The organism is Endozoicomonas sp. ALC020, from assembly GCF_049275935.1.
Lineage (GTDB): Bacteria > Pseudomonadota > Gammaproteobacteria > Pseudomonadales > Endozoicomonadaceae > Endozoicomonas_A.
In genome coordinates, this window is sequence record NZ_CP184830.1 from 3,745,518 (window position 1) to 3,764,340 (window position 18,823).

The 18,823-nt window shown below is 47.0% G+C and carries 13 protein-coding genes and 1 pseudogene; 9 read left to right on the plus strand and 5 right to left on the minus strand.

Translation table 11 applies throughout. The features are described 5' to 3' along the window. The first annotated feature begins 663 nt into the window (after window positions 1-663). Complete coding sequence (locus ACOJUO_RS13870; protein WP_422137264.1) at window positions 664-2,472, plus strand: F-box/WD repeat-containing protein; 1,809 nt, start codon at window positions 664-666, stop codon at window positions 2,470-2,472. Between the two features lie 379 nt (window positions 2,473-2,851). Here ACOJUO_RS13870 and ACOJUO_RS13875 read toward each other — a convergent pair whose 3' ends face one another. Then, complete coding sequence (locus ACOJUO_RS13875) at window positions 2,852-4,126, minus strand: hypothetical protein (RefSeq protein WP_422137265.1); 1,275 nt, start codon at window positions 4,124-4,126, stop codon at window positions 2,852-2,854. 549 nt (window positions 4,127-4,675) lie between these two features. On the opposite strand from ACOJUO_RS13875, the gene ACOJUO_RS13880 reads away from it, so the two are divergent. Continuing rightward, the gene (locus ACOJUO_RS13880; protein ID WP_422137266.1) at window positions 4,676-4,951 is read left to right on the plus strand and encodes a hypothetical protein; all 276 of its coding nucleotides are present in this window, start codon (window positions 4,676-4,678) and stop codon (window positions 4,949-4,951) included. Window positions 4,952-5,046: 95 nt separating this feature from the next. Here ACOJUO_RS13880 and ACOJUO_RS13885 read toward each other — a convergent pair whose 3' ends face one another. Beyond that, a complete protein-coding gene (locus tag ACOJUO_RS13885) occupies window positions 5,047-6,216 on the minus strand; it encodes a JmjC domain-containing protein (protein ID WP_422137267.1) in 1,170 nt (389 codons plus the stop codon). 159 nt (window positions 6,217-6,375) lie between these two features. Here ACOJUO_RS13885 and ACOJUO_RS13890 point away from each other — a divergent pair, with 159 nt between their 5' ends. The 6 genes from ACOJUO_RS13890 (at window position 6,376) to ACOJUO_RS13915 (ending at window position 15,647) form a co-directional block, all read left to right on the plus strand. Next, the gene (locus tag ACOJUO_RS13890; protein ID WP_422137268.1) at window positions 6,376-7,011 is read left to right on the plus strand and encodes a glutathione S-transferase family protein; all 636 of its coding nucleotides are present in this window, start codon (window positions 6,376-6,378) and stop codon (window positions 7,009-7,011) included. Window positions 7,012-7,248: 237 nt separating this feature from the next. Next, window positions 7,249-7,383: a hypothetical protein gene (locus ACOJUO_RS13895; protein WP_422132603.1), complete on the plus strand. Its 135-nt coding sequence runs from the start codon at window positions 7,249-7,251 to the stop codon at window positions 7,381-7,383. A 295-nt stretch (window positions 7,384-7,678) separates the two neighbouring features. Next, on the plus strand, window positions 7,679-9,484 hold the full coding sequence (locus ACOJUO_RS13900) for an F-box/WD repeat-containing protein (protein WP_422137269.1): 1,806 nt from the start codon (window positions 7,679-7,681) through the stop codon (window positions 9,482-9,484). Window positions 9,485-9,703: 219 nt separating this feature from the next. Beyond that, window positions 9,704-11,527, plus strand: a complete 1,824-nt coding sequence (locus ACOJUO_RS13905; protein WP_422137270.1) for an F-box/WD repeat-containing protein — start codon at window positions 9,704-9,706, stop codon at window positions 11,525-11,527. A gap of 326 nt (window positions 11,528-11,853) precedes the next feature. Beyond that, the gene (locus ACOJUO_RS13910) at window positions 11,854-13,662 is read left to right on the plus strand and encodes an F-box/WD repeat-containing protein (RefSeq protein ID WP_422137271.1); all 1,809 of its coding nucleotides are present in this window, start codon (window positions 11,854-11,856) and stop codon (window positions 13,660-13,662) included. Between the two features lie 287 nt (window positions 13,663-13,949). Beyond that, window positions 13,950-15,647 (plus strand): F-box/WD repeat-containing protein, encoded by a 1,698-nt coding sequence (locus ACOJUO_RS13915; RefSeq protein ID WP_422137272.1) that lies wholly within the window; start codon window positions 13,950-13,952, stop codon window positions 15,645-15,647. Between the two features lie 32 nt (window positions 15,648-15,679). Here the strand turns inward: ACOJUO_RS13915 and ACOJUO_RS13920 are convergent, their stop codons facing one another. The 3 genes and pseudogenes from ACOJUO_RS13920 to ACOJUO_RS13930 all read right to left on the minus strand — a co-directional run bounded on the left by ACOJUO_RS13920 (window position 15,680) and on the right by ACOJUO_RS13930 (window position 18,265). Beyond that, window positions 15,680-16,237 carry a hypothetical protein gene (locus tag ACOJUO_RS13920; protein WP_422137273.1) on the minus strand — a complete coding sequence of 186 codons (558 nt, stop codon included), beginning with the start codon at window positions 16,235-16,237 and terminating at the stop codon, window positions 15,680-15,682. A 66-nt stretch (window positions 16,238-16,303) separates the two neighbouring features. Continuing rightward, window positions 16,304-17,431: pseudogene (locus ACOJUO_RS13925) on the minus strand (N-succinylarginine dihydrolase). A gap of 33 nt (window positions 17,432-17,464) precedes the next feature. Continuing rightward, the gene (locus ACOJUO_RS13930; RefSeq protein WP_422137274.1) at window positions 17,465-18,265 is read right to left on the minus strand and encodes an aldehyde dehydrogenase family protein; all 801 of its coding nucleotides are present in this window, start codon (window positions 18,263-18,265) and stop codon (window positions 17,465-17,467) included. Here ACOJUO_RS13930 and ACOJUO_RS13935 point away from each other — a divergent pair. Next, window positions 18,239-18,778, plus strand: coding sequence for a WD40 repeat domain-containing protein (locus tag ACOJUO_RS13935; protein WP_422137275.1), 540 nt, complete (start codon window positions 18,239-18,241; stop codon window positions 18,776-18,778). The two genes, ACOJUO_RS13930 and ACOJUO_RS13935, sit on opposite strands and share 27 nt — an antisense overlap. Window positions 18,779-18,823: the final 45 nt, after the last annotated feature.

The following is an 18,823-nucleotide window of genomic DNA, read 5'->3' on the forward strand; positions in this document are numbered from 1 at the left end:
TTTCCAGTCGATCATCTCCAGATACATCGTCAGCCGTTAAATTCAGTCTGAAAAAGCCAATACGAATATTTTCAAAGGGACTCACGATCGAATTATCTGCGCCCTCTTGTTGTTCTTTCGAAGGTGGATTCCGGTTTTTTTTAAAATACTGGCGAAACTCTTCAAGGTCATAGGTATCCTTTGCCAGCCCCTGCTGAAAGAAAAAAAACACTGAAAACAAAAGCACCATAAAGGAGCGCTCCAGGATCATAACCTTGCCTTCAATTAGTTAAAACAACCTCATTAGAATAGTAACTAACAAGCCTGCCGTTGGGCTTTTTTTCAGTAAAGCCTGAAGGCCAAAAAATGACTGGTTAATCTGTCAAAGACTCAGAAATCCAGTACTTGACAGGACATATCTACCTAAGAAATCAGCTTCAACTTTTCTTGATTTGAGACGTGGAAAATGAAAATTCCAAGTCTTACAGCTCCATGGAGCTCTGACTGATTGAAGTCAGTCATTCTGAGTATGTTGGAAGACAGAAACTTTGTTCAGTTGCGCTTAAAAACATATTATGAACTTTTACTTTAAAAACGCGTCGAACATACAGCGTCAATTCCGAACGTCTTTTCTAATTGACTCTTTCTAATTGAAGATAAATACGAGGTGTGGAGCAACCACCCATGGATCGAATCAATAACAACCCTGATATTTCTCGCTCAACAACGCCTGGACAATCTATATCTGGGCGATTACCAACGGGTATGGGTGTCAGTGCAGGCAGGAAAATTACTGTAGCGGACAAGGATGAACGTTCACTACTCAATTTGCCCAGCCTGACACAATTGAAAATTATTGGCTGTTTGAGACTTAAAGATATTGCCCGTTTAAAGCAGGTGTGCAGCTACTTTCGTGAGCTTATTAAAGGAGAAGATATTCTGGCAAAGGCGTGGTATCGCCGCTTTTCTTCAACACACCAGTCGTTACTAAAGACAGTTATCTCCGCAAAAAATGATGAACAACTCAGCCGTTGGGTGGGGCATTTTACGAATAATCAAGTGTTAACCCGATCACTTATAAAACGCCGAAAGAATGCTTATTTTCCTGCTCTGGTCTTTTTCAACAACACTGATTTAATGTCGCAATGCAAAACGTTCAGTTTAGAGACGAAAGCCACTATTTCCCATAGACGCCCTATCAGATCGGCCACTTTCAGTACCGATGGCCTCCACCTGGTGACTGCCAGTAATGATTGCACGGCGAAAATCTATGACCAGGAGGACAATGGATCATGGCAAGAAAAAGCCATCATTTCCCATGATGACTGGGTCAGATCAGCCACCTTCAGCGACGATGGGCGCCACGTCGTGACCACCAGTGACGATAAAACCGCAAAAATCTTCAGTTGGAAGGCCAATGGAACATGGGAAGAACAAGCCACCGTTCACCATAATGGTTATATCAGCTCGGCTAACTTCAGCCCTGATAGCCGCCGTCTGGTGACTACCGATGACAACAACATGGCGAAAATCTATGGTCATGAGGACGATGGATTATGGAAAGAAAAAGCCATCATTGTCCATGGTAAAAGTGTCAATTCAGCTTCTTTCAGCGCCAATGGCCACCATGTGGTCACCGCCAGCGACGATAAAACAGCGAAAATCTGCAGTCTGGAGTCCGATGGATCATTGCTGGAAAAAGCCAGAATTTCTCATGGTGACTGGGTTATCTCGGCTACTTTTAGCGCCGATGGTCGCCATGTGGTGACCGCCAGTTACGATGGCACGGCGAAAATCTACGCCCAGAAGGCGGGCGGAAAATGGGAGGAACAAGCCACCATTTACCATGATGAAGTCGTCAGATCAGCCACCTTCAGCGCCGATGGACACCATGTGGTTTCCGCCAGTGATGATTACAGTGTGAAAATCCATGGCTATGAGGACGATGGAACATGGAAAGAAAAAGCCACTATTGTTCATGGGAATTTGGTCATAACAGCCTCTTTCAGCCCCGATGGCTGCCGTGTGGTCACCACTTGTATAGATGGCAGGGTGATAATTTATGGCCAGAAGGCGGATGCGAGTCGATTATGGGAAGAAAAAGTCAACATCCACCATGGCTACGACAACGTCAATTCAGCCACCTTCAGCGCCGATGGCCGTCATGTGGTTATCGCCTGTGAAGATTGCAGAGTGATAATTTATGGCCGTGAGGACGGTGGATTGTGGAAAGAAAAATCCATCATTTACCATACGCTTCCGGTCAGGTCGGTCACCTTCAGTGCCGATGGCCGTCATGTGGTGACTGCCAGTAAAGATAACACGGCGAAAATTATTGGCCAGGCAACTGATGGATCATGGGTAGAAAAAGCCACTATTTCCCATTGGGATTCGGTTACATCAGCTACCTTCAGCAACGACTTAAGCCATCTGGTTACCGTCGACTGCGATCGCAGGGGGAAGATCATTAAACTAGCAGCCTGTCGGACTTAAGACTGTCCTACTGCGGTTGCAATAAATTGGTCTAAAAATCTCTGTTTCTTCGTCAAATAGCTCGCTATTCTCCTCAGAAACAGAGATTTTTATCCTCAATTTCTTGCAATCCTCGCTACGGACGCTTAAATCCGACAGGCTGCTAGTGATGAGCGTTTGATTGTTTGTTTTCACTCTTGTTCATCAGTCTTTGGCATTTTTCCCCAAGAACGGTTAGTGCCTGAGTAAATGAAGTCAAGAAGCCATTCCTGTGTTTTATTGTCCATGACAGAAGACCATTGACCGGGTGCCAGTCATGAGATACGACACCATAGCTGAACCTCTGGTAATCAGGCGATCACAGCGCTGTGTTATTGTTCCGACATACCGGACTGCTCCTCTATTCCTTCAAAGTGCTTTCAATACAGACACTGCAGACAACAGAGCGTGTGCAGTTTTCTGATGGAATATTATCATCCGTTGGTCTTGAGCAAATCCTGCATCCCTGGGTTTCTCGTGCGGCTCCTCCCACTGCTCCTTCTGACACCTCGCTGTTATAGTCTGATACCATTCCTTCATCTGAATCCTCACTGTCTGAACTCCCGTAATAGTCGAAATCTGGCCTATCATCCTCCACCAATACAGGCAAGGATGCCATGTCAATACCCAGAATTATGTGTGTGAACTCTTGCATGCTTTCACGGCTATGCAGGGCTGCGGGCATAGAAAGTATTTTTTTGTAGTCGTCGTTTGCCATAAACAGGTAGCTTCTGCTCAGAAAGTCATTTCGCAAAAATCTTTGCAGCACTTCTTCCAGTGTTTTTGGCCAAACCCGTCCTAATTCGATGTAATGGTGAGAAGCTCTTCCCATTGCGCATAAAGCGATCAAAAGCGCAGTTTCACTGTCCAGATTTGCCGCTTTGAGCTGATGGGCAAAGCCTTGCGGAGATTGATATTCGCTGATATTACCAGACATCAGAGAATCGGATACCGCTTGATGATAGCTGTTTCGGGTAAAGTGCAGGAGCACCTGATCAAAGTACGGATCAAAGTCTTGCATGGAAAGAACATGAGGGCTAAGAAAAGCAAGAAACATCAGGGCAAAAACGTCATTTATATTGTCATAATCAGGTAGCATAGGTGCTATACCTAAATTGAAATAGTTGTAATGAGGGTTTGCCCCGCCATTGATGGTTGGAGACTTAAATAATTGTTCGAAGAGTCTTGTCGCCATTGCATTCATTTTCATTCGATCTATCGGCCTGATTTTCGTGGTCACATTTATAGTGAATATACGAAACATCAATCTCAACATTTTCTGAATGCGCCCATGCCGATATTGAGGACCCCCTATGTTCACGTAATTAGAGTAAAAGTTTAAAAGATGCCTAAAGTCTTGCTCATCAAACAGAAAGTCATTATAAATTTCCAGCCGATCATCTCCATATACATCGTCAGTCGTTAAATTTAGCCTGAAAAAGCCAATACGAATATTTTTAAATGGGTTTATGATGGAATTATCTTTGTCTTGTTGTTGTTTTGAAGTGGGCTTCCAGTTTTTTATATAATACTGGCGAAATTCTTCAAGGTTGTAAGTGTCGTTTGCCAGACCATGCTGACAAATAAACAAAAATATTGAAAACGAAAATAACTTAAAGGCATGTTGTATGGTCATTGCTTCATCTGCATTCTTTAAAATAATTTAACCAGAATAGTCGTAATTAAAATTTCTGCGGGGATTCTGTATCAGTGAAATTTTAGGGCCGTAAGATGTCTGGGTAATCTTTCAAAGAAACAGAACTAATTGGTTATCGCAAAGTGAAAATCACACAACTACAGATGCATGAGTGATTGCTTGCTTTCACTCTTATCGAATAAGCGTAAAACCCCATACTTTGAGGATGGGGATGTAAGCTCGGCTTCGGCTTGCGTAGAGCAAGCCCATGAACTATCAAACCTTACGTCTCTCGCAGACCTACCTCCGGGCTGGAGGAATGTTAAGCCTGCGGAGTTCGTGTGAGACTTGGGGAACATTGGGCTAGGCGCCCCCGCTTGTTCCCTGAGCAACGAACTGTGAAACAGGAACCTGTCGGGTGACTAACAGGAATCCCCGTCCTTTAGAGGATGTCGCAAAACTCTGGTTCCCATGCTTTTAGTCCCTGTGGGTCCCTGCGTGGGAACCCATACTTATCTCGAGCTGCAGAGTCCGCTTTTCAGGGGAGGTATGCATTCCCGCGCAGAGAGGGTGTCGCAAAACTATCTCCGGCGCGGGAACGCGCTGACTCCCGTCATTGCCGGCTTCAGTCTCGTCATTCCCGGCTTCATTCTCGTCATTCCCGGCTTCATTCTCGTCATTCCCGCGAAGGCGGGAATCCACACTGACTCTCCACCAGAACCATACTGCCCGGTGTCCCCCTGGCCTTGTCATCCCCGAGAAGGCAGAGATCCACCGTTGGCGCTGGATTCCCGCCTTCGCGGGAATGACGACTTCAGAGCGTGAGAACGAGCTGTTGAAGTTTTGCGACACCCTCGCAGAGCGTGGAAACGAGTTGTTGGGCTTTTGCGACACCCTCTTTAGGTCGGGTAGGATGTCGATCATGAGCCCACACCATCTTCTTCAAAGAGCGGGTAGATACAGCCTGAGTTAATCAAGTCGAGCACTAGCTCCCGTGTTTCATTATCTACGACAGAGCACCAATGATCGGATGCCAGTTGTGAGTCCTGACACAACTGTTGAGCCAGGTTTGTTGCCTCCTCAGAGTGACATTTGTAGGCGTCACCATCAGCAAACAGTGTCAGGGAATTTCTCTCTTCCCTGAAAGCGAGCCTTGAGCTCTCATTAAGCACCAGATCAACTCCTGCAGCCTCTTCCATAAAGGCTTCCCAATTTTGCCAGGGCTCTTCGACAGGCTGCTCGTGTTTGGGTTGAGTCATCATCTCTCCAAACCAGTCTGCCAGCATTGCACGATCTTCTATATGCTCTTTCAGGATTGTCTGCAGACGATCCAGGGTTTTTTCATCAATCTCGCCTTTGCGTTCGGGCAAAGTCTGGTCGGGGTCTGAATAGCGAAGACTTTCTGACAGCTGATCGGCGATAAAGTCAGTAAACTGTATTAGAATTTCGCGATGACTGGGAGCCCGGAAGCCTACTGAAATAGTCATGCATTCGCCTTCGGCAGCGCCATGATGACCGACACCGGGTGGCAGATAGAGCATATCACCCGGTTCAAGGACATAATCTTCCTGAACTTCAAACTCTGACAGGATATGAAGGTCAGTGTTTTCCAGTTTTGGTGAGCTGGCATCGTAGACCGGGCCGACTTGCCAGCGCCTTTTGCCTTCGGCCTGAATCAGGAAAACATCAAAATGATCGTAGTGAGGACCCACTGAACCCCCATCGGTTGCATAGCTGATCATGATGTCTTCAAGGCGCCAGGAGGGCAGAAAGTCAAAGTAATCCAGCAGCGAGTGAACATCGGGAACCCAGTGATCCACAGCCTGAACCAGAAGTGTCCAGTGACTGGGAGGCAGACAGGTAAAGTCAGATTCACTAAAAGGTCCTCGTCTCAGTTGCCACGGAGTTTCTCCCTTCTCCAGAACAATGCGGGACTCAACTTCTTCTTCCAGAGCCAGACCTGCCAGCTCATCGGCTGAGAGAGGCGACTGAAAATCCGCTATGGCCTGGCGAATCAGCAGGGGTTTCTTTTGCCAATAGCCCTGCAGGAAAGCCTCTGCAGAGAGGGGACCCAGAATAGACTGTCTCATTGAATTTCATCGGAATGTAAATAAACGACGCAAGGTTAGCATAAAGTGGTCTTATTAATAGACTTGGTTGTAGGATAAGGGGTTCTCAGTCGTCATAGTGATAGAACCATTTTCTTATCTTTAAGGAATGAAAATGATTCACAGTAAAGGAGAATTAGCATGAAAGTTTACGGAGCAATCCTTTCTCCCATGGTCCGAAAGGTTATAGCAGCCCTGGAAATGAAGGGACTGGATTTTGAGTTGGACCTCGTCATTCCATTTAATACCCCGGAGGGTTTTGAAAAAATCAGTCCACTGAAAAAAATTCCTGCCCTGCAGGATGGTGAAGTTACCCTGGCCGACTCCTCCATCATCTGTGAGTATCTGGAAGATCGCTATCCGGAAATTGCTTTGTATCCCACCGATCCGGCCCACAAAGCCAAAGCCCGCTGGTATGAGGAATACGCTGATACCGTTTTGATGAAAGTGATTGCTGAAGGTTTGTTCTTCGAACGGGTGGTGAAGCCAATGATGGGGATGGAAACGGACGAAGACAAAGTACAGCAAAACCTTAAAGACAACATGCCCAGGACATTGGCCTATCTGGAAAGTGTTGTTCCGGAACAAGGTTTTCTTTTGGGTGAATCGTTGATGATGGCTGATATTGGCATCGGTTCCTGTTTTATCAATGCCGGTTATGCCGGATTCGAACCTGACCCCTCAGAATATCCGGCCTTTGCCGCCTATCTCCATAGGGTCAAGGCGCATCCGGCTTTGCAGAAAAGAATGAAGGAAGATGCGAGGTTGTTGAGTTAATCAAAAAAAACGGAAAATAATGTTGGATACTGGAAAACAGTTGTCATCCATTTCTGTTTAGAAGATCCAAAATCAGAAGGCTAGTGCAGCTAAGCTCTGATATCCATACACCCCTCGTTCCCACGCAACAGAGGGTGTCGCAAAACCCGTTCCCCTCCCGTCATTTCCGGCCTCACTCCCGTCATTCCCGCGAAGGCGGGAATCCACACAGACTCATCACCAGAACCATACTGCCCGGTGTCCCCCTGGCCTTTTCATCCGCGAGAAGGCAGAGACCCGCTGTTGGCGCTGGATTCCCGCCTTCGCGGGAATGACGACCTCAGAGTATCGGAACGAGTGGCCTGTATGGATATCAAGGCTTGGCTGCACTAGTGGCGAAAATTATTGCTGCCGGTGGTAAAAAAGTAAGGCTGAGCTGCGTTATTGTTACCCGGCTGAAAAGCCTTACTCCAATCACGCCGAAGATGAGCGTGCGATCCTGGGTTATCAATTCAAGGGGGTTCCTCTAATTGACGCTATTCTGCTTTTGCTGAAAGACAGAAACTATTGTCAGTTTCACTTGAAAACCCGTAATGAACTTTTATTTCAACTCCGAGTCTAACCCGTGGCATCAATTTTAAATGTTCTTTTTAATTGAGGGTAAATGCTAACCATTGAGTAAGCGAGCATGAATGGAGTAAATAACGATTCAAATATTGTTGGTTCACTTTCACCAACACCTGATCAATCTACATCGATGCCAGAACCAACGGGTGTCAGCACCGGCAGGAAAATTACTGTATGTGACAAGGGTGAACTTTCGCTACTCAAGTTGCCCAACTTGGTACAATTGAAAATTATTGGCTGTTTGAGACTTAAAGATATTGCCCGTTTAAAACAGGTGTGTACTTACTTTCGAGAGGTTATTAAAGAAGAAGACCTTCTGGCAAAGGCATGGTATCACCGCTTTTCTTCAGCACACCAGTCGTTACTAAAGACAGTTATCTCCGCAAAAAATGATGAACAACTCAGCCGTTGGGTGGGGCATTTTACGAATAATCAAGTGTTAACCCGATCACTTATAAAACGCCGAAAGAATGCTTATTTTCCTGCTCTGGTCTTTTTCAACAACACTGATTTAATGTCGCAATGCAAAACGTTTAATTTAGAGACGAAAGCCACTATTTCCCATAGACGCCCTATCAGATCGGCCACTTTCAGCACCGATGGCCTCCACTTGGTGACTGCCAGTAATGATGGCACGGCGAGAATCTATGACCAGGAGGACAATGGATCATGGCAAGAAAAAGCCATCATTTCCCATTATGGCGCGGTCAGATCAGCTACCTTCAGTGACGATGGCCGCCACGTGGTGACCACCAGTGACGATAAAACCACAAAAATCTTCGGTTGGGAGGCTAATGGAAGATGGGAAGAAAAAGCCATCTTTCGTCATAATGACTGCATCAACTCGGCTAACTTCAGCCCTGATGGCCGCCATCTGATGATCACCAGTGACGACGACATTGCAAAAATCTATGGTCATGATGAGGATGGATTATGGGAAGAAAAAGTCATCATTTCCCATGATAACAAGATCGTTTCAGCCGTCTTTAGCTCCGACGGCCGTCTCGTGGTGACCGCCAGTTACGACCACAGGGCGAAAATCTACGGCTATGAGGATGATGGTTCATGGAAAGAAAAAGCCAGAATTACTCATGATGACTGTGTCATCTCGGCTAATTTAAGCGACGATGGTCGCCGTTTGCTGACCGCCAGTTGGGATGGCACTGCGAAAATATACGGCCAGGAGGCGGGTGGTACATGGCAAGAACAAGCGACCATTGACCATGAAGACGGTGTCAATTTAGCTACCATTAGCGCCGATGGATACCATGTGGTTACCGTCAGTGGCGATTGCAGTGTGAAAATCCATGGCTATGAGGACGATGGAACATGGAAAGAAAAAGTCACTATTTTTCATAGAGATGTGGTCAATACAGCCTCTTTCAGCCCCGATGGCTGCCATCTGGTGACCACCAGTGACGATGGCACGGCGATAATCTGTGGCCAGAAGGCGGGTGCGGGTGGATTATGGGAAGAAAAAGCCATCATCGACCATGGCGGCTATGACTGCGTCAATTCAGCCACCTTCAGCGCCGATAGTCGTCATATGGTTTCTGCCGGTTACGATGGCAGAGTGATAATTTATGGCCATGACGACGATGGTTTGTGGAAAAAAAAGTCCGAAATTGAACATGACGATTCGGTCACCTCAGCTACCTTCAGTGCCGATGGCCGCCATCTGGTGACTACCAGTTACGACAACATGGCGAAAATCATTGGCCAGGAAACTGATGAATCATGGGTAGAAAAAGCCGCGATTTACCAATGGGAGTCGGAAATATCAGCCACTTTCAGCAACGACGTTAGCCATCTGGTTACCGTCAGCTACCATGACAGGGTGCAAATCATTAAACTATTCATCGATTGATTGTTTGCTTGCTCGGTACTCCGGTCACCCCGAAGATGAGCGTGCGATCCGGGCTTATCCATCTGAGTGACGTTGCTCTGCGTGTGCTGAAAGACAGAAACTTTTGTTAGTTTCACTTAACAACCTGTTATGAACTTTTATTTCATCACCGATTCTAACCCGTGGCATCAATTTTAAATGTTCTTTTTAATTGAGGGTAAATACTAGGAGTAACAGAGCATGAATGGAGTCAATAACAACTCCAATATTGTCGGTTCACTTTCGCCAAGACCTGATCAATCTACATCGATGCCAGCACCAAAGGGTGTCAATACAGGCAGGAAAATTACTGTATGTGACGAGGATGAACTTTCACTAGTCAATTTGCCCAGCTTGGCACAATTGAAAATTATTGGCTGTTTGAAACTTAAAGATATTGCCCGTTTAAAACAGGTGTGTACCCACTTTCGAGAGGTTATTAAAGAAGAAGACATTCTGGCAAAGGCATGGTATCGCCGCCTTTCTTCTGCACACCAGTCCCTGCTAAAGACAGTCGTCACTGCAAAAAATGTTCAGCAACTCAGTGGTTGGCTGGGGCAGTTTACGAATAATCAGGTGTTAATCAAGTCACTTGTAGAACGCCGAAACCATGCTTATTTTCCTGCGCTGCTCTTTTTCAACAACACTGATTTAATGTCGCAACGCAAAACGTTTAATTTAGAGACTAAAGTCACTATTTCCCATAGAAGCGATGTCAACTCGGCCACTTTCAGCACCGATGGCCTCCACTTGGTGACAGCCAGTTATGATGGCACGGCGAGAATCTACGACCAGGAGGACAATGGATCATGGCAAAAAAAAGCCATCATTTCCCATGATGACTTGGTCAGATCAGCCACCTTCAGCACCGATGGCCGCCACGTGATGACCATCGGTTGCGATCACAAGGTGAAAATCTATGGCCGTGATGACGATGGATCATGGCAGGCAAAAGCCATCATTTCCCATGTTGCCCGTGTTGAATCAGCCACCTTCAGCACAGATTGTCGCTATTTGGTGACCGCCAGCCACGATGGCACGGCGAAAATCTATGGCCATGAGGACGATGGATCATGGAAAGAAAAAGCGATCATTTGCCATGGTAAATATGTTAATTCGGCCAACTTCAGCAACAGCAGCGATAGCCACCATGTCGTGACCACCGGTGACGATGGCACAGCGAAAATCTATGGCCATGAGAACGATGGATCATGGAAAGAAAAAGCGATCATTTCCCATCTTGAAGAGGTCCATTCAGCCAGCTTCAGCCCAGATGATCAGCATATAGTGACTGCCAGCAGCGACTACACACTGAAGATCCTTAGCAAGGAGGACGATGGGTCATGGGTAGAGAAAGCCGCAATTTATCATGATAACTGGGCCTGCTCAGCTACCTTCAGCGCCGATAGTACCCACCTTGTGACCACCAGTTATGATTGCACGGCGAAAATCTGCAGCCTGAAGGAGGATGGAACATGGGAAGAAAAAGTAACCACTAGCCATTTTGAGTCTGACGTTTCAGCCACCTTCAGCTCCGATGGTCGCTATTTGCTGACCGCCAGTTACGATAACACGGTGACAATCTTTGCTCTTGAGGATGGAGTATGGAGAGAAAAAGTCGCTATTCCCCACGAAAATGATCTCAGATCAGCCGCATTCAGCGCCGATGGCAGCCACCTGGTAACCGCCAGTGTAGATGGCAAGGTGAAAATTTATGCCCGTGAGGACGATGGATCATGGAAAGAAAAAAACACTATTTCCCATGCCGACGAAGTCAATTCAGCCACCTTCAGTTCCGATGGCCGCCATTTGGTGACTGCCAGCAAAGATTACACGGCGAAAATTATTGGCCAGGAGGCCGATGGATCATGGTTGGAAAAAGCCACTATTTCCCATATGGGTTGGGTCACATCAGCCACCTTCAGCAATGATGGTGGTCATGTGGTTACCGTTGGTAGCGATCGCAAAGTAAAAATTACACAACTACTGATGCATGATTGTTTGCTTTCACTTTATATTCACTAGTCCACCGCTTCTTCATCAAAGAGCGGTTAAATATAGCCTCGAGTAGCCGCTCCCATATTCCATTGTCCACGACAGTGCGACATTGATCGTATTTCAGTAATCCTGTCACCCTGAAGATGAGTGCGCGATCCGGGCTTATCCATTCAAGAGGTTTCTTTTGAGTGACGCTACTCTGCGTGTGCTAAAAGTCAGAAACTGTTGTTAGTTCCACTTAACAACATGTTAAGAACTTTTACTTTAAAACAGAATCTAACTCTAAACATCAATTTCGAATGTTTTTTTGATTGAGGATAAATACAAACTATCAAACTAAGGAGTGACAAAGCATGCGGCCAGACAAGTACTACTCAATCACCGCCGTTTCATATTTACCAGATCCTGATGAACCTGAATCGAAGCGAGCAAAAACCGGTGTCAGTGAGGGTAGGGAAATTACTGCCTTTGAGAATGGTAAACCTCCTCTACTCAATGCCTCCCGCCCGACACAATTAAATATTATTGGCCGTCTGGGGCTTAAAGATATTGCCCGTTTGAAACAGTCATGTACCCACTTTCGAGAGCTTATTAAACAAGAAGATATCCTGGCAAAGGAATGGTATCGACGTTTTTCTCCAGCTCAACAGTCTCTGATGAAGACAGTTATCAAGGCAAGAAGTGATGAGCAACTCAGAGGTTGGGTGGGGCAATTTACGAATAATCAGGCGTTAATCGAGTCACTTGTTAAGCGTCGAAAAGAGGAATGTTTTCCTGCTCTGCTCTTTTTCAACAACACTGATCTGATGTCGAAGTGCAGAACATTCAATGTCGATAAAAAAGTCACTATTTCCCATAAAGCCTTTATCAATTCAGCGACTTTCAGTAAAGACGGTCTCCACGTGGTGACTGCCAGTGACGATGGCACCGCGAAAATCTACGACAAGGAGGACGACGGGTCATGGAAAGAAAAAGCCACCATTTCCCATGATAAATCGGTCATATCAGCCACCTTCAGCGCCGATGGCCTGCACGTGTTGACCATCGGTGAAGATGACAAGGTGAAAATCTATGGCCGTAATGATGATGGATCATGGGAAGCAAAGGCCACTATTTGCCATGATGCCTATGTCAAATCAGCCACCTTCAGCGCCGATGGCCGCTATTTGATAACTGCCAGTGACGATGGCACGGCGATAATCTATGGCTATGAGAAGGATGGATCATGGAAAGCAAAAGCTATCATTCCCCATAATGAATTTGTCAGCTCAGCCACCTTCAGTAACGATGGCCGCCATGTGGTGACTGTCGGTGGCGACCACACAGTGAAGATCCACAGTAGGGAGAACGATGGGTCATGGCTGGAAACCGGCATAATTTATCATAATGACTTTATCAGCTCGGTTAAGATCAACGCCGATGCTACCCGTGTGATGACCGCCAGTTATGATGGCACGGCAAAAATCTACGGTCTGGAGGAAGGTGGAATATGGGAAGAAAAAGCCGCCTTGCACTATTTTGACGATATTGATTCAGTTGCCTTCAACGCCGATGGCAGCTATCTGGTGACCGTCAGCAACAATTACACGGTGAGAATCTATGGCCTTGAAGACGATGGATCATTGGAATTTAAAACCGGTATTCGTCATAAAAATAAGGTCAAATCAGCCGCCTTCAGTGCCGATGGCAGCCATTTGGTGACCGCCAGTTATGATGGCACGGCGAAAATCTATGGTAAGAAGGCGGATGATGGGTCATGGGAAAAGAAAGCCACCATTTACCATGGAGGCGATGTCAATTCAGCCACATTCAGTCCCGATGGCCGCTATGTGGTGACCGCCAGTGACGATGGCAAGGTGAAAATTTATGGCCGTGAGGACGATGGATCATGGAAAGAAAAAACCACCATTTGCCATAATAGTCGAGTCTATTCGGCCACATTCAGTTCTGATGGTTACCATATCGTCACCGCCAGTAAAGATAAAACGGTGAAAATTATTGGCTTGGGGGCGGATGGATTATGGAAAGAAAAAGCCACAATTTCCCATGGCGGGCTGGTCTCATCAGCCGCCTTCAGTGACGACTGTAGCCATGTGCTTACCACCGCCGCCAACGGTGGCTATCACAAGGCGAAAATTACTGAGCTGCGGATAAATGAATAATTGATTGTTTGCCTTTACCGTGTGCTGAAAGGCAGAAACTGTTGTTAGTTTCACTTAACACCCTGTTATGAACTTTTACTTTAAAACAGAATCCAACCCTTAGTTTCAATTTTGGATGTTCTTCCTGATTGAAGATAAACACAAACTATTAAACTAAGGATTGACCAAGCATGGAATCAATAAGCAACAACTCAAAAGCTGCCTTTTCATATTTACCAAAACCTCCTCAATCTATATCGGAGCATGCACCAACGGGTGCCAGTGGGGGTAGGGAAATCACTGTATCTGTGAGCAGTGAACCTCAGCTACTCAATTTGTCTCGCCCCACACCATTAAATATTATTGGTTATTTGGGACTTAAAGATGTTACCCGTTTGAAACAGGTATCTAGCCAATTTCAAGAGCTTGTTAAACAAGAAGATATTCTGGCAAAGGAATGGTACCACCGTTTTTCTTCAGCACACCAGTCTCTACTGAAGACAACCACCGCCGCAAGAAGTGATCAGCAACTCAGTGCCTGGCTGGGGCAATTTACGAATAATCAGGCGCTAATCCAGTCACTTGTTAAACGTCGGGAAGAGGCTTGTTTTCCTGCTCTGCTCTTTTTCAACAATGCCGATCTAATGTCGCAGTGTGAAACATTTAATGTCGATAAAAAAGTCACTATTTACCATGAGGCCTTAATCCGTTCAGCGGCTTTCAGTAAAGATGGTCTCAACGTGGTGACTGCCAGTCACGATGGCATGGCGAAAATCTATCAAAAGGAGTCCGACGGATCATGGAAAGGAAAAGCCGTCATTCTCCATGATGATGGCGTCGAATCGGCTAGCTTAAGCGATGATGGTCGTCACGTGGTGACCATCGGTGATGATGAAGAGGTGAAAATCTGTAGCTTGAATGACGATGGTTTATGGGAAAAGAAGGCCACCATTTCCCATGATTCCTGCGTAGAGTCAGCCACCTTCAGTGCCGATGGTCGCTATTTGGTCATTGCCAGTGATGATGGCACGGCAAAAATCTATGGCTATGAGGATGATGGATCATGGAAAGCAAAAGCTACCATTTTTCATGATGCATGGGTTAATTCAGCCACTTTCAGCGCCAATAGCTCTCATTTAGTGACCGCCAGTGGCGATCACACAGCGAAGATCTACAGCAAGATGGGCGATGGACTATGGGTGGAAAAAGCCACAATTGATCATGATGACTGGGTCAGCTCAGCTACCTTCAGCCCCGATAGCACCCATGTGGTGACCGCCAGTTATGATGGCACGGCAAAAATATACGGCCAGAAGGAGGGTGGAACCTGGGAAGAAGAAGCGAAAATTTACCATGTTGATGATGTCGATTCAGCTACCTTCAGCGCTGATAGCAGCCATCTGGTGACCGTCAGCAATTGTACGGTGAAAATCTATGGTCATGAGGATGACGGGCCATGGAAAGAAAAAGCCATTATTTTACATAAGGAAGTAGTCAACTCAGCGACCTTCAGCGCTGATTGCAATCATTTGGTGACCGCCAGTGTTGATGGCAAGGCGAAAATCTTCGGCCAGGATGGGGATGGAACATGGGAGAAAAAAACCACCATTTACCATAAGAACGAAGTCAATTCAGCCAGCTTTAGTGCCGATGGCCTTTACCTGGTGACCGCCGGTGAAGATGGAAAGGTGAAAATTTATGGCCATGACAATGATGGAGTATGGGAAAAATTAGCCACCTTTTCCCACAAAGCAGGGGTCAACTCAGCCACCTTCGGTCCCGATGGCTGCCATCTGATAACTGTCAGCAGAGATTCAACGTCGAAAATTATTGGCCTGAGGGCTGATGGATCATGGGTAGAAAAAGCCACAATTTCCTTTGGGTGGGGGGTTGAATCAGCCACCTTCAGTAACGACTGTGGCCATGTGCTTACCACCGCCAGCAGTGGCTATCCCGGTGGCTATAACAAGGTGAAAATCTTTGAACTACGGAAAATGAATAATTGATTGCTTGCTTTCATTCTCCAATATCCCCGACGTTACTTCAAATTGCCCAGCATTCTGGCTATGGCCGCTTCGGCTCTGGCCAGCCGTGTTTCATTGCTCAGTCCGGGAACAATCGTGCCCTGGGCAACCCCTTTCCACAGGGCGTCGCCGGTATTGGCCCGAATCAGGGCAATGGCTATGGTCAGTTTTTCCTGGCCCGGCTCAGTGACCAGTCCCGGCGTTGTGCCAAAGAATTGAATCAGTTCTGCGTCGGAGACGATGGAATCGGAAGCAATGCCATAGCGAACAATCAATGAATTCTGTGAGATCTGGTCAGGATCGATAGTCATTTTCGCTGACAGCTGTTTGGCTATCTCGAATTCTATTGTTTGATAAGCACTCTCACGGCTGGGGAACATCGGGTCCGCTTCTTCGGGGATAATGGGCTCGAACATCAGACCATCAAAATCGGCTAAAGAGAATCGATGCAGAGGCGAAGAAGTAATCGACAGGGGGGCGACCTGGGGATTTTTCTGAGGAGCCGTCAGGCTTACGCAACCTGGAAGGACTATGGAAATAAGCGCCACCATGGCAAGCGACATTGTTCTCATTTTTTTCTCCCATGAAATGGATGAGCTGATTCTATCACTTGCGGAGATAAAATCAGCTCCGGGCCTTTACACCTGTTGGAACTGATAAATAGACCCCAGTTTCAGAAGGCCGGTTAACTCATCCAGTGCTGTGCGAGACTCAATCAGAAGTTCAGGATCGGCAAGATCGGCTTCAGTCAGCCTGTCGCGGTAATGCTTTTCAACCCAGTGGCAGAGTGTTACATAGAGAGTGTCGTTTATCAGGCAGGCCTGGTTGGTGGCAGCCAGTTCCTCAGAAGTCAGCACAACTCTCAGGCGCAGGCAGGCAGGTCCACCACCATTATTCATACTTTGACCCAGGTCGAACACTTTGATGTTATTGATGGGATTATCGGATGCAACCAGCCCTTCCAGATAGGTTGCAACCTGTCGATCGCTCTGGCAATCAGAGGGAACAACAATAGTCATATCACGATCGGAAGTGCTGAGCAGCTGGCTGTTGAACAGGTAACTTTTCACTGCCTTGAGTTGATGGATGCGGGCAACAGCCTGTGAGGCTTCCAGACTCTGTCGAGCCGGAAACTTTGTCGGAGCTGGCCGGGCGTCATCAAAGCTGTAACGGCCATAAACAAAGAACTCTACCCCTTCGTCTCCATAGTTCTGACAGAAACGGGTATGGTTGGCTGCACCCTCATCACCGAAGTGAGAGCTACTGACAAGTGCAGGATGATGCGTAAAATGTTCCTCGCTGGAGAAAACGGCTTTTAGAATTCTGCCTGTTATCTCATGCTCAATGGAGCGGTGAAACTTGCTGCACAGGTTTGCAGGTGTAAAGTGCACGGTGCCAGAGGTTGTATCGGCGCTGGGTGATACGCTAGCGGCATTAGCGGTCCACATGGTGGATGCAGAACTGCATGCGGCAAGAATTTTGGGCACCTGTCGTTAGGCTTCGGCAAGCACTTGTTCATCACTGCCGCTAAAACCAAGCTTGCGCAGGGTATAAACGTCTGGTCTTTCCTGGGGTGCCAGCACTCCCTGTACTAAACCCATGTCGTGCAATGCCTTCATTTTCGCCAGACCCTGTAAAGCAGCCTGTTTGGGATTGGAAGGCGCTGACTGATGATGGGTTGAGGCGATATTGCCCAGAGACAGGCCAGCATAGTTATGGGTTGGACCTACCAGGCCATCAAAATTGGCTTCAACAGTTTTATTCATATCTCTTCTATTCCGATCTCGGAGCCAGCGTTATTAAAGCTTTAAACCCGGGGCCAGTTTTTCCGGGAGTGACAGACTCTCAGCTTCCACACTGGCTACCGGGTAAGCACAGTAATCAGCGGCAAAGTAGGCACTGGGGCGGTGGTTACCACTGTCGCCAATACCACCAAATGGCGCAGCACTGCTGGCTCCAGTGATGGGCTTGTTCCAGTTGACGATTCCGGCCCGGGAGCGGTGCAGGAACTGTTCATAGTCTTGACGACTGTCACTGAAAATGCCTGCGGAGAGTCCATAGCGGGTGTTATTGGCCTGTTCAATGGCTTCGTCGAGCTGGTCGTAACGAATTACCTGCAACAGAGGGCCAAAGTATTCTTCATCAGGCAGCTCTTTAATGGCGGTAACATCAATAATGCCGGGTGACAGTAAACCGGTGCCTTTCTTCAATTTTTGGCTCGTCAGCAGTGATTGACCACCCAGCTGCTGCAGGTGTGTCTGAGCTTGAAGAATAGCGTCCGCCGCCGCTTCTGAAATAACGGCTCCCATGAAGGGCTGGTCTTCATCATTCCATTGACCCACTTTGATGTTGCCAGCGGCTTCGACCAGCTGATCAATAAAACTATTACCCCATTCTGAGGCAGGAACGAACAAGCGCCTGGAGCAAGTACAGCGCTGACCGGCAGTAATAAACGCTGACTGAATAGCGTCGTGTATCGCTGCTTTGTGGTCTTTAACTTCAGTAATAATTAATGGATTATTGCCACCCATCTCAAGAGCCAGAATTTTGCCTGGCTGGCCACCAAACTGCTGTTGGAATTTAAAACCGGTATTCGTCATAAAAATAAGGTCAAATCAGCCGCCTTCAGTGCCGATGGCAGCCATTTGGTGACCGCCAGTTATGATGGCACGGCGAAAATCTATGGTAAGAAGGCGGATGATGGGTCATGGGAAAAGAAAGCCACCATTTACCATGGAGGCGATGTCAATTCAGCCACATTCAGTCCCGATGGCCGCTATGTGGTGACCGCCAGTGACGATGGCAAGGTGAAAATTTATGGCCGTGAGGACGATGGATCATGGAAAGAAAAAACCACCATTTGCCATAATAGTCGAGCCTATTCGGCCACATTCAGTTCTGATGGTTACCATATCGTCACCGCCAGTAAAGATAAAACGGCGAAAATTATTGGCCTGGGGGCGGATGGATTATGGAAAGAAAAAGCCACAATTTCCCATGGCGGGCTGGTCTCATCAGCCGCCTTCAGTGACGACTGTAGCCATGTGCTTACCACCGCCGCCAACGGTGGCTATCACAAGGCGAAAATTACTGAGCTGCGGATAAATGAATAATTGATTGTTTGCCTTTACCTTGTGCTGAAAGGCAGAAACTGTTGT